Here is a 13,487-nt window from a genome sequence, read left to right on the forward strand (position 1 = left end):
ATGCAAAACTAATTGCACTATCAGTGGAAGTGATTTGGCTTATGTAGATTATGTGGATTACCTGTACACCAAGTTTACGTTTATGATCCTAATCTCGTTCTAGCGCGACCCAGAACTAAGCATTCTCTAACAAAGACAAAGCCTCATCATATTCATACTGCGCGATATGTTGATTGAGTCTCTCTAATAAGCTGCTGTCTAAAAAACGCATCAATGCCAAACGATGTTCTTCAAAATACTGTGGACAATCTCCGCTGTAATTCGATAAGAGCGCTCGCAATTGCTGCAAAATATCGGTCAGCTTATCGTGACTTAACTCGGACTCGCTTTCGAGTTCCGATGCACTAGCTTGAAAGCTCGTCGCCTGTAGCGTCGGAAGATGCTGCTGCAAATCGGCCAACACCAGATTTAAAGACTTATTCAATTTTTGCCATAAATCCAGCACTTGAGCATTATTCAAATTCTCAACCGTACCCGTAGTGCCCGCATTAGCAGTGTTTATTGCGCATTCCAATTGCATAGCGTCAAACTGAAGCTGTTGAGCACCTATGCTGCCTGCTAATCCTTTTAAGGTATGTACCAGCATCGCTGCCTGACTCACTTGGCCCTGCTCTATCGCGTTGTGCAGTTGCATTGCAGTGCTGGCTTGTCCACCCAAAAAGCGGCTCAGAACTTTAAGATATAAATCCTGTTTGCCCATCATCAGACTGAGTCCCTGAGCACTATCAATATGCTTAAACCCAGCAAAATTAAACCCAGCGTCAGGATTTCCTAGCTGATACGGTGCCAAGGATTCCTGAATTTGAAGCTCCCCGGCCTTACCTGCTTTACCTGCCTCACTTACCTTACTTGTTTTACTTACTTTAAATTCCAACCAGCGCGCCAAAGTCGTGAATAAGGCATTCGGTTGCACAGGCTTTGCAAGAAAATCCTGCATGCCTTCATCCATACAACGTTGTCTCACATCGGCCATCGCATGCGCGGTCATGGCGATAATCGGGACATGATTCAAATTCGCATTTTGACGTATGCTTAAAGTCGCTTGATGGCCATCCATCCCTGGCATTTCTAAATCCATCAAAATCAAATCATAATAATCGTCAGCAACCGCCTGTAATTTATCCAAAGCCTCTTGTCCAGCACCGGCCAACTCGACTTGAATGCCAACCGTCGCTAACAACTCCACCGCAATTTGCTGATTGGTTTCATTATCTTCAACCAATAAGACACGAGTATTGGTGTACTGGTATTGAGAACTAGAAATGGTGCGCCCAATTTGTAATAAAGCAGTCTCACTACAAGTGTGAAAGGGAAGGAAACACTCAAAGGTCGATCCCTCGCCCAAGCGACTTTGCACTTGTATGCTACCGCCCAATAACTCCACTAATTGACGCGAGATCGACAAGCCTAGACCTGTCCCACCAAATTTGCGGCTGGTCGAACTATCCGCCTGATTAAAAGCCGAGAACAAACGCTGCATCTGTTGTTCGCTCATCCCTATGCCGGTATCACACACAGAAAAGTGCAATTCAAGTGGCTGCTCGTTGGGATTAGTCGCATCAAAATCATCCGCACTACGCAAATCAAGTGCCAGACTGACCTGCCCTGCCTCGGTAAATTTAATCGCATTGTTCACCAGATTAATCAAAATCTGACCCAATCGCATCGCATCACCAACCAGAAAACGCGGAATATGCTCGGGCACTCGAATCTGCAAATTCAATCCTTTATCCAGCGCCTTTTGCATGGTCACAGTCTTCACATGAGAGATCACGTCGTCTAATGAAAACGGGCTGAAATCGACTTCCATTTTGCCGGCTTCAATTTTTGAGAAGTCAAGAATATTATTGATAATACCAAGTAGGGCATTACCTGCATCATGAATCTTACTGAGGTAATCGCGCTGCTTCACGCTGAGATCCGTACGCAGAGACAAATAAGCTAAGCCAATAATCGCATTCATAGGCGTACGAATTTCATGACTCATGGTCGCCAAGAATGCGCTTTTCGCTTCGTTGGCTAATTCAGCCATTTCACGTGCGCGCAATTCCGCCGCCATTTTTTCCGCCAACATCTGTTGATGTCCGCGCTGCGCTTCTGCTTGCAAATCTTGGTCAAACAATGCCGCTGTTTGTGTAATTGAGCGCACCTCGTTAGGACGATATTGATTAAAATCGAGTTTACCGCCTATCAGCAAAATACCGGTCAATTGTCCACGATGCGTGAATGGAACCAACAGTGCATTTTCCCCGGTCAGCCCCTGCAACGATAAAGGAAGACGGGCACTTAGCATACGTGCTAGATCGCCACCTAAGGCATGTATGCGATTTGGTAATTCAGGAAAATCCCCCGTCACCAAAGTGCAATAACCTTCATGGCAGTTATACAGTGCGGTATGCGCACCACCCGTGTAGGCACGCAAAGCATCGAGATAATGGGTGGCCAACGCGTCTTGCCCAGCAATATTTGCTGCATTCGCGACCGCGAGTTGTAAGGCCTCTTCCTGCGCCCGCCATTTCGGGTACAACCAAATTCTAACGAGCTTCTCTGCCAAAGCGCGCAAGGGTTTATAGATTGCGATCAGTAACAAGCCACATAGCGCGTCAAATAATAAGGTTTGCCAACGAATCTGCGTTGCGATTAGTGGGGCAAACAGGTACTGCATCAACGCGAGGCAGCCGACCATCCAAGTAGTCACCAAGGCATAAACACTAAAACGATTAATCGCGAAACTAAAATCGAATAATCGATTCCGCAATAAGGCATACCCTAAGCCGCCATAAGCCAAAAAAATAAATAGATTGAAGAAAAATTCAAGATAAGCAAAATCCAGATATTCGTCCATAATCCGAGCGACGTTGTAGAACAGGTAAATTGCATAGATAATGCTCATGCAAAATCCTACCCACGCCAGCCGCTGACGCGTAATGCCACTCGTCACCCGCCATGAAACCGCCAAAAAGCCTAAAGAAAAAATCACAGAAGTAATCGCCAAGGCGCGTCGCCACAAACGCAAATTGAGCCACTCAAGAAGCGTCCATGGCAGCATACCTAGCTGCAAAAAAATCAAACAAAAGGTGTAACTGGCGAAACACAATGCGTAAACGTAGAACAGTACACGCACCCACGACAAGCGCCAATGCGGCCGATTTTCTGGAAAAATCAAACAGAAGTAGGTAAAAAACACATACCCAACGAACAGCTCAATCGGAAAAACATAGACCGTCAAAAAATCCTGCAAGGCACCATTGGGAAGATAGGGAATAAAGATATCAGGAATGATCGCCATCATCGCTATCGCCAATACCCGCATAGGCACGCTATTAGCGTGACGCCAAACTAACATCAAGATAATGAAGATGACCACAAAGCTGGTAGCGAACTGGATCAAGGTCACGCCGAACCACGCTTCGAAATGCGGCACTCGCTTAAGAATCAATGGTAATTGCAAGTGCTGCCCCTGCTCGACCACAGCATCAGAAGGAAACCATCGCAAACCGACTTGCTCATCAATGAGCAGATAACGGGATTGATCACCAACGTGATCAAATACCACATGATCACCAATTTTCGCGCCCGCTTTGGCCAAATGCGACTCTGGATTCAGTCCTACGATCGGCAAACGATGCTCTCGATTAGGCGTACCAAAATTCGCCCCCAACTCGGCGGTGATCTGTCTCGTCACCATATGTTGCCAACGACTATTTGCCCATATATTCAGCACACTCAACAGTACAATGAGCGTTAACATCAAAGTTCTGTATTGAACATCGGGAAATATCGCTTTGGTCATTGGTATTTGGCGAAGCTGTAGATTTGTATGTAGAAGCAGGTAAGCAGTGATTTTAAAGGCGAAGTCCTAGTTTCTAGCTATTTTCATAAAAATATGGCCGTAAATCAGCGCTTTGTGTTGCGCAATGGATGTAACAAGCGCGCCAAATAGAGTTTCTGAGCACTATGCACGACGCATTTCGCTCAGCAGAGGAATCGATATAGCTTATAGCGCGTCGGAGTTTACTTCATCGATGCGCGCTTGATTAAAAAAATCGCCACAAGCACCATCCTTAATACAGATACGACTTAAGGATTTCTCAGTGCACGGGCACGTTGTAAGCGTGAGCCGCAATCCAGAGTTAATATTTAGTCTGTGACTTTACTGGAACCAAGTCAACATCACCAATCATTACTAAAGCATGCTTGGCGGATCGAGTCCGCCATGACGACCATTCAACTTAGAAAGTCTTACTCACCATCGCCACAACAGAAGTCTTGCCAAGGAATTTTCCATTGGCGGGTGAAGTATAAGCGAGCTTACCTGCATTCGTGCCAATCACCGTGATGGATCCACTGAGTACACCAAAATCCTTGGTAACACCGATTTTCCAATCGCTATAAGCGGAGGTATTATTGTTCTTGACTGACTGATGGCCTGCGTGCAAATTCAAGACCAGACCACTGTCTATTTCTATATTCCCCCCTAAGTCCAAATAGCCGCTGTTTTTACTATTGGCAAATCCAAACAAATTGGTGGTCGCGTGCGAGTATTTCAGATACGCGGAACCATAGCTAAGTTGACCATACACTTCTGTCGTATTCGCACTGACCGCTAAGCCATTCGATGGATACACGTAGGTCAAGACGCCGACGTCATAACTGATATCGCTGGTCAAAGCGCCACGTTTTCCCGCATATAAATCGACTTCGACACTACCGCCGCCACCTGCATCTTTGGTCCATTTGATCGTCGATGCCCAAACGCCGGCATACATGCCAGATGGATTATTCACATAATCGGCACCGCCTTGTAAGGCGGGTTGTAGACGTGTTTGCGAAATGCCGCGATAGCGATAATCCGTTGCTAGAGCCGCGTTAAAGCTGACTTCATGTTCAGGCTTAGCAGCAGGTGCAGCGTCTTGTGCTTGCGCTGCGTGATTGCCAAATAATGCCGATAGAGCGGCGACTAATAATACTTTTTTCATCTTACTTCCTTTCAAATGAGCGACCATGTCGTTTTGGTGAATGCGCTGCTTGAAGTAGATTTCAAGCAGCGCACAAATAATGCAATTAATACGCGTGCAACAGCCCTATCGGCAGACCTAGCGGTCGTCGATGCAGTTAGTTACAAGCAGGGCTTGTGGAAAATTAGTGCGGTAACATCAAGCGATATCCAACCGCAGTTTCGGTTAACAAATAGATAGGCTGAGTAGGATCATCTTCTAATTTTTGCCGTAAATAGCGCATATAAATTCTTAGATAATGGCCGTTTTCACCATGCGATGGACCCCAGACTTCGCGCAGCAATTGTGGATTGGTCACAACCTTACCCGCACTATTGACTAGTACATTCAACAATCTAAACTCGGTCGGCGTCAGATGCACTACGGCATCCGCTTTCGTCACTAGTCTGGCTTGCATATCGATCTTCACATCACCAAATTGCACGATACCGCTCAGATCCACGCCCGGTTGACGTTGTCGTCTTAGTGTCGCGCGCACTCTGGCTTGCAACTCGCCAATGCCAAACGGTTTGGTCAGATAATCATCGGCACCCGCATCCAAGGCGCGGATTTTTTCGACCTCGTTGACCCGCGCAGACAAGACAATAATCGGCACGTTAGACCAGCGTCTGACATCTTTAATAAAATCGATCCCATCGCCATCGGGCAGACCTAAGTCAAGTATCACCAAATCGGGTTGGCGCGTGCCAGCATCGATCAAACCGCGTTGCAGGGTGCTCGATTCATGCACTTGCCAACCTTCTTCCTCTAAAGAGGCGCGGACAAAGCGACGAATCTGAGGCTCATCCTCAACCAAGAGCGCGCTAGGCGCATTCGGCACACTGACACTGGGATCTTTACTAGTTTGACTCATGCTGATTCCTATTTTTCAAGCGCTGCATTGTCGGGCAGCTCTTTGTGCAGCGCGTTCATCAATTCAACATCCGGCATATGAGGCGGCACACCTAATGGCAGCGTGAACGCAATACAGGCGCCACCATCCGGTGATTTGGCGGCTTGAATCCGGCCATGATGCGCTTCCACAATCGCGCGACAAATAGCCAAACCTAAGCCGACTCCTGGCTTAGACGATTCGCGCTCGCCGCGGGTAAATTTTTCAAAAATCGCTTCTTCTTTGCCCATCGGCAGACCCGGCCCATTGTCATAGACCATCACTTGCAATTCACTTTCCAAAAGCTGCGCTTTGATGGTAATGCGCGAGCCTTCTGCTGTGTATTTGGCGGCGTTTTCTAATAAATTACATAGCACGCGCTCGATCAATACCGCATCAAAATTCACTAATGGTAAGTCGTTCGCCAACTGCGTTTGCACTTGATGCGCTTTTAACTGCGGTGCGCTAATGCGTAGCGCGCTGCCGATTACCTCTTCTAATGGCTGCCACTGCAAATCGAGCTTCACTTCGCCACTTTGTATGCGTGCCATGTCGAGTAAATTGGCGACCAGCGCACTCATGCGCAGAGATTCAGCGTACAGCGCTTGCGTCATCACTTGCTGTTTGCGACTCAGCTCGGGCTTGGAGGTACTCAATGCTTCCGAGATACCGACAATCGAAGTCAGTGGTGTGCGCAAATCATGCGACAAAGCTGCCAATAAGGAATTACGCAAACGCTCTGATTCCATGTGTATTAAAGCCCCTTGTGCGACCTCGATGTAATGCACGCGCTCTAAGGCGATTGCCGCTAGCGCCGCGAAAGTATCGAGTTGTTGTCGTTGTTCGGGAATCAAAATCCAATGCGGATTTTCTGGCGCAATCGCCAATAGACCACGAGTGCGCATGGGCGCAACGAGGGGTAAATAAAAGTAAGGGCTAGAGGGCAAAGTATCAGTGCTAATTCCCGCTGCCTCCACTTTATCAAAAGCCCATTGCGCAATGCCTAAATCTAAACCACTCACTGTCGATTCAGGCAATTGCAAGCGCCCTTCCTCATCGGGCAAGAGCAAAGTGGCTTGGGCGCGAAAGGCGCTTTGTATCACCGCTTGAGTCGCTTCAGTGATCTGCTCGCTTTGCAAATAGCCAGATAAATCACGTGCAAATTCATACAGGGCGAGAGAACGTGCTTCGCGATGTGAAGCTACTTTGGCTTGATATCGGAGGCCAGCGGTTAGATGTCCGGTGATCAAACCGACCACCAACATAACCACGAAAGTCATCACATATTGCAGATCACTGACGGCGAAAGTGAAACGCGGTGGTACGAAGAAAAAATCAAACGCCATGACACCTAAGACGGTCGCCAATACCGAAGGTCCACGCCCAAATCGCACCGCGACTAAGACCACGGTTAGCAGGAACAGCATGGCAATATTGACGAGATTAAATACCGCGAGCAAAGGCGTTGCCAATACGGCGGTGAAGACGCTAGCGAGGGCGGCGTAGACATAACGCAAGGCACGTCGTTTGCCGGGCTGAGCGTTGGCTGTCGGCGATGGTTTTGTCTCTTTGGCGCGAGCATCTTGTTGACTTGCTAGCGGATTTGACTCACCACCGATCTCAATCAAATCCAAATTGTCAGCACGTGCCGCCAACTGTTGCGCCAAGGTGGTGCGCCAATTGAAAACCGCTTTGCGTCGACCGATCACGATACGCGAAAAATTATACTGATAGGCATAATCGACGATGGTTTGCGCAATATCATTGCCCGTCAACACCGCCGTCTTAGCGCCTAAATCTTGCGCTAATTTGAGATTTTTTAAAATGCGCTCGCGCACTGCGGCTGGCAACTTTTGCAGCGCCGGCGTCTCAATGTAGATCGCTTGCCATTCGGCGTTCATCTGTTGCGACAGGCGTGCGGCGCTACGCACCACGTGATCGGCATTGGCTTGAGGACCTATGCAGACCAACAAGGCGGCATCGGTCTTCCACACCGCATTAATCGATTTTTCTACGCGATAAGCTTGGACATCATCTTCAACTCTATCGGCAGTGCGACGTAAAGCCAGTTCGCGTAGGGCAATCAAATTCCCTTTGCGAAAAAAATTCTTGGCCGCGCGTTCGGCTTGTTGCACTTTATAGACCCGACCGGATTTCAACCGGGCGAGTAATTCATCGGCAGGAATATCCACCAACACGACTTCGTCAGCTTCATCAAAGATCGTATCCGGCATAGTCTCGGCGACGCGAATTCCGGTGATGCCGCCGACCACATCGTTGAGGCTTTCCAGATGTTGTACGTTAACGGTAGTGAACACGTCAATACCGGCGTCGAGCAATTCTTCCACATCTTGCCAGCGCTTAGGATGGCGCGAACCCGGCGCATTGGAATGCGCGAGTTCATCAATCAAGATCAAGGCAGGTTGACGTGCTAACGCGGCATCGATATCAAATTCATATAACGTCTTATCGCGATAGTTGATGCTTTTCAAGGGCAACAGGTCTAAGCCATCCAACAGCGCGCTAGTCTCATCGCGGCCATGGGTTTCGATCACACCGACCAAAACCGTTTCACCATTTTTTAACAACTTATGCGCAGCAGATAACATCGCATACGTTTTTCCAACGCCAGCGGAGGCGCCAAAATAAATGCGTAATTTGCCACGCGTTGAACGCCGCTCCTGCGCTTGCACATGAGCCAGCAGAACATCTGGATCGGGGCGTTGATTGGTGTTGATTCCCATAGCAATCTATTCTATTTTAGATGCGATTACTTGCTAGGCGAGAGTGCCAAATTCAATTGCAAGACATTCACACGTGGCTCACCGAACAAACCCATCAACGGCTTTTGGACGAATTGATCGACCAGTGCGCGCACTTGCGTTTCCGTCATTTTACGCTCACGCGCGATTCTCGGGACTTGATAATACGCAGCGGCCAAGCTGATTTCTGGATCTAATCCACTGGCTGAAGCTGTCACCAAGTCCACCGGAATCGCCGTCGTATTGCTAGGATCAGCGGCTTTCAAAGCCTCCACTCTGGCTTTTACATTATCCAACTGCGCGGCATTGGTGGGGCCTAAATTCGAGCCACTGGAGTTCACGCCATTATTCGCCATCGGGCCTGTCGCTGATGGGCGCCCCCAGAATAACTGTGGCGAACTGAAGGACTGCCCGATCAAACTAGAGCCGACCACTTTGCCGTCCTTCACGATCAAACTGCCTTCAGCCTGATCATTAAAAGCGACTTTCGCAACGCCGGTCATTGCTAAGGGATAGACGATTCCTACTACGATCGTCAAACCGGCAAACAGCATCACCGCTGAACGCAAGGTAGAAAGGATAGAGTTATTTATATTCATGATGTTTCCTATTTTTCTGAAAACTAAGCCAAATTCAACAAAGTCAAAATCATATCGATCAATTTAATCCCAACAAACGGCAAAGCGATGCCGCCCAAGCCATAGATCAAGAGATTGCGACGCAATAACAAGGATGCCCCGACCGCACGATATTTGACGCCCTTCAACGCCAATGGAATCAAGAACACGATAATCATGGCATTAAAGATCACGGCTGACATAATCGCGGAATTTGAGCTCGTCAAGTTCATGATGTCTAACGATTTCAATTGAGGGTAAGTGGCAACGAAAGCCGCCGGAATAATCGCGAAATATTTGGCGATATCATTGGCAATCGAGAAGGTGGTCAAAGAACCGCGCGTCATCAGCATTTGTTTACCTATTTCAACGATCTCTAGTAGCTTGGTTGGATTTGAATCCAAATCCACCATATTGCCCGCTTCTTTCGCCGCTTGGGTACCCGAATTCATCGCCACCGCCACGTCGGCTTGCGCTAAGGCAGGTGCATCATTGGTACCGTCACCGGTCATCGCTACCAAGCGACCTTCGCCTTGATAACTGCGTATCAATTTCAATTTATCTTCCGGTGTGGCTTCGGCCAGAAAATCATCGACACCGGCCTCGGCCGCAATCGCTGCGGCAGTCAATTTATTATCGCCCGTGATCATCACGGTTTTGATACCCATGCGACGCAATTCAGCAAAACGTTCTTTGATACCGCCTTTGACGATGTCTTTCAGTTCTATCGTGCCCATGACTTTGCCGTCATCCACCACCACCAATGGTGTACTACCACGACGAGAGATTTCATCAACGGTTTTCATCACCTCAGCAGGGAAAGCGCGTCCTGCGGCTTCTTGAAATTTGCGCACCGCATCGGCTGCACCCTTGCGTACCACACGCACCACAGTGTCACCGATATCGATACCACTCATACGTGTCTGTGCCGTGAATGGCACGAAGTGCGCTTGCAAAGTGGCCATTTCGCGTTCACGTATATTAAAGCGCTGCTTGGCCAAAACCACGATACTGCGGCCTTCTGGTGTTTCGTCAGCAAGCGAAGCGAGTTGTGCGACATCTGCCAATTGCACGGCCGTTACTCCCGGCGCAGGGAAAAATTCTGAAGCCTGACGATTGCCTAAAGTGATAGTACCGGTTTTGTCGAGAAGTAGCACATCCACATCACCAGCGGCTTCCACCGCACGACCCGAAGTCGCAATCACATTCGCCTGCATCATACGACTCATCCCTGCGACGCCAATCGCGGACAACAGGCCGCCAATCGTGGTTGGAATCAGGCAAACCAATAATGCAATCAAGACCGTGATAGAAACCGGTGCCGAGCTCATACCTAAAGCAGTCGCAGCGCCAACGCTAAACAAAGAGAACGGTAACAGCGTGACAGTCACAACCAAAAAGATAATCGTCAAGGCAATTAACAAGATCGTGAGTGCCACTTCGTTTGGCGTTTTTTGACGTTTAGCGCCTTCGACCATCGCGATCATGTGATCTATAAAGGCTTCGCCCGGATTGGAAGTCACGCGCACCACCAACCAATCTGACAATACACGGGTACCGCCAGTGACAGAAGAAAAGTCACCGCCCGATTCACGAATCACAGGCGCAGATTCACCGGTAATCGCGCTCTCATCCACGGTCGCCACACCTTCTATCACTTCGCCGTCAATCGCGATTACATCATTGGCTTCGACCAAGAATACATCGCCTTTGCGCAAGTCTTGCACTGAAGCTGGCAACCATGTCGTACCATGCTTAGGAATTGCCAGTTTTTTTGCCATCACCGTTTGTTTCAATCCTTTCAAGGAAGCGGCTTGTGCCTTGCTGCGACCTTCGGCAATCGCCTCGGCAAAATTCGCAAACAAAACCGTGAACCACAACCAGATCGAAATCGCCAAAATGAAACCGGCATCGGCTTCACCCTTGCCAAGCAAAGCTTCCACATACAACAGACTGGTAATGATGCTACCCACATACACCACGAACATCACTGGGCTGCGCCATTGCGTGCGTGGCGTGAGTTTGCAAAAAGCATCAATGATGGCCGGCTTGACTAAGCTAGCATCGAATAAAGGCGAACGATTTTTTGGTAAATTTAAATTAGACATTTCATTCTCCTAAGCTTAGCGTGGTGCAGTCATTTGTAAATGTTCGACCACAGGCCCCAAAGCCAAAGCGGGTACATAGTTCAACACACTGATTAAGACCACGGTGCCGGCTAACAAGGCGATAAACATAGGGCCGTGGGTCGGCATCGTGCCAGCGTTCACTTCTAAGCGTTTTTTCGCCGCTAAAGAACCCGCGATGGCGAGCACAGGAACGATGACGGCAAAGCGTCCAAACCACATGGCGATCGCCAACATAATGTTGTAAAACGGCGTATTGGAAGACAAACCGGCGAAGGCACTGCCGTTATTATTCGCTGCGGACGTAAAGGCATACAGCACTTCTGAGAAACCATGTGCGCCTGGATTCAAAATGCCAGCACGCCCTGCTTCGCTCATAACGGCAATCGCGGTGCCGGCCAAGACCAAAATCGGTGTCACCAAGATCGCAATAGAGGTCATTTTCATTTCATAGGCCTGAATTTTTTTACCCAAATATTCCGGCGTGCGGCCTATCATCAAGCCCGCGATAAATACAGCGAGAATCGCGAAGACCAACATGCCATACAGACCAGAGCCGACGCCACCAAACACCACTTCACCAAACTGCATGAAAGCGATTGGCACCAAACCACCAAGTGGCATCAAGGAATCATGCATAGAATTCACCGCACCGCAGGAAGCAGCCGTCGTCACTGCCGCGAATAAGGTCGAGGCACTGATACCAAAGCGACTTTCTTTACCTTCCATATTGCCACCGGCTTGCAAAGCACTCTGCGCTTGATCGATGTTCAGTGCTGCGTAGGCCGGATGAACTTGCTGTTCAGCCGTCATCACACCAAGCGTCATCAGCACGAATAAGAGACTCATGGTAGCGAGCACCGCAATTCCTTGGTGTTGATCACCGACCATACGACCAAAGGCAAAACACAGACCTGCGGGGATCAAGAAGATCGCGATCATTTGGAAAAAGTTCGTCAAGGCCGTTGGATTTTCAAACGGATGCGCCGAGTTCATATTGAAGAAACCGCCACCATTGGTACCCAATAGCTTGATCGCTTCTTGCGATGCAACTGGCCCCATCGCCAAGGTTTGGGTTTTGGCCGTCAGGGTTTCCATGACTTGTGCGCCTTTGTCGTCTTTCAAAGCTTGTCCATCGGGGCCTGTGATCGCTTGGCTATAAGTAACAGGCTCAATTAATTGCACTTCTTTGTAAGAAGAAAAATTTTGAATCACGCCTTGGCTAATCAAGAAAGTCGCGAAAATCACCGACAAGGGCAACAGCAAATACACAGTGGAGCGCGTCATATCAACCCAAAAATTACCGATAGATTTGGAAGAGTGGCGCGAGAAACCGCGAATCAAAGCAAACACCACCGCAATCCCAGTCGCTGCGGAGAAGAAATTTTGTCCAGCCAGCACCAACATTTGCGTCAGATAACTCATGGTCGCTTCACCGACATAGCCTTGCCAATTGGTGTTACTGACAAAACTCACGGCGGTATTGAAGGAAGAATCGGCACTGACATTGACTAAACCCTGAGGATTTAAGGGCAACCAAAATTGTACGCGTTGCACCAGATACACCATCAAAGTGCCGAAGGCATTGAACACCAACAGGGCGATGGCATAGCCCTTCCAGCCCATTTCCTGATCGCGCTTCACACCCGCCAGTTTATACAAGCCACGTTCTAAATAGCGCAACCAGTGCAAGCCAGTGACCCTCGCTTTTTCATCCGCGATCTGACTAATTAATTTACCCAGGGGATATGCCAAAGCCAGCAACACCACAAAAAAGAACAGCATTAAAATTATAGATTGACTCGTCATCACAGCTCCTCTGCATTCAATAATGCTACGACCAAGTACACCAACAAAGCCGCCGCCACGAGGCCACCGATAACATAAAAGCTATTCATTATTGACGCTCCTGTTTGTTTTCCATCTTTTGGCATCCGACCGCCAAGGCCACTGCTAGTAAAAAGAATCCTGCGATTCCACCGACATAAAAAATATCGACCAAATATGTACTCAAATTATTCATTCCAGCCTCCATAAGCATTTTCTGCAGGTAGAAGCATAGTAAAAACCGCATAAGAATCTTGTTAAAAGAC

At 48.5% G+C, this 13,487-nt stretch carries 9 protein-coding genes; all 9 read right to left on the reverse strand.

Annotated features, from left to right (window positions below):
- Positions 1 to 115: 115 nt before the first annotated feature.
- Positions 116 to 3,751 carry an ATP-binding protein gene (locus ACFFJH_RS03635; RefSeq protein WP_390210123.1) on the reverse strand — a complete coding sequence of 1,212 codons (3,636 nt, stop codon included), beginning with the start codon at positions 3,749 to 3,751 and terminating at the stop codon, positions 116 to 118.
- A 481-nt stretch (positions 3,752 to 4,232) separates the two neighbouring features.
- Positions 4,233 to 4,979 (reverse strand): TorF family putative porin, encoded by a 747-nt coding sequence (locus ACFFJH_RS03640; protein WP_390210124.1) that lies wholly within the window; start codon positions 4,977 to 4,979, stop codon positions 4,233 to 4,235.
- Positions 4,980 to 5,142: 163 nt separating this feature from the next.
- Entirely contained in the window at positions 5,143 to 5,871 is a 729-nt protein-coding gene (gene kdpE, locus ACFFJH_RS03645) for a two-component system response regulator KdpE (protein ID WP_390210125.1), read from the reverse strand.
- A gap of 8 nt (positions 5,872 to 5,879) precedes the next feature.
- Positions 5,880 to 8,633: a two-component system sensor histidine kinase KdpD gene (gene kdpD / locus ACFFJH_RS03650; protein WP_390210127.1), complete on the reverse strand. Its 2,754-nt coding sequence runs from the start codon at positions 8,631 to 8,633 to the stop codon at positions 5,880 to 5,882.
- 26 nt (positions 8,634 to 8,659) lie between these two features.
- On the reverse strand, positions 8,660 to 9,232 hold the full coding sequence (gene kdpC / locus ACFFJH_RS03655) for a potassium-transporting ATPase subunit KdpC (RefSeq protein ID WP_390210273.1): 573 nt from the start codon (positions 9,230 to 9,232) through the stop codon (positions 8,660 to 8,662).
- Positions 9,233 to 9,273: 41 nt separating this feature from the next.
- Positions 9,274 to 11,376 (reverse strand): potassium-transporting ATPase subunit KdpB, encoded by a 2,103-nt coding sequence (kdpB, locus tag ACFFJH_RS03660; protein ID WP_390210128.1) that lies wholly within the window; start codon positions 11,374 to 11,376, stop codon positions 9,274 to 9,276.
- A gap of 15 nt (positions 11,377 to 11,391) precedes the next feature.
- Positions 11,392 to 13,203, reverse strand: coding sequence for a potassium-transporting ATPase subunit KdpA (kdpA, locus tag ACFFJH_RS03665; RefSeq protein ID WP_390210130.1), 1,812 nt, complete (start codon positions 13,201 to 13,203; stop codon positions 11,392 to 11,394).
- Complete coding sequence (gene kdpF / locus ACFFJH_RS03670) at positions 13,203 to 13,292, reverse strand: K(+)-transporting ATPase subunit F (protein ID WP_390210132.1); 90 nt, start codon at positions 13,290 to 13,292, stop codon at positions 13,203 to 13,205. The genes kdpA and kdpF overlap by 1 nt, the downstream gene beginning before the upstream one ends.
- Positions 13,292 to 13,417, reverse strand: a complete 126-nt coding sequence (locus tag ACFFJH_RS03675; RefSeq protein ID WP_390210133.1) for a hypothetical protein — start codon at positions 13,415 to 13,417, stop codon at positions 13,292 to 13,294. The genes kdpF and ACFFJH_RS03675 overlap by 1 nt, the downstream gene beginning before the upstream one ends.
- Positions 13,418 to 13,487 lie beyond the last annotated feature (70 nt).

Source organism: Affinundibacterium danionis, assembly GCF_042432465.1.
Classification (GTDB): domain Bacteria; phylum Pseudomonadota; class Gammaproteobacteria; order Burkholderiales; family Burkholderiaceae_D; genus Undibacterium; species Undibacterium danionis.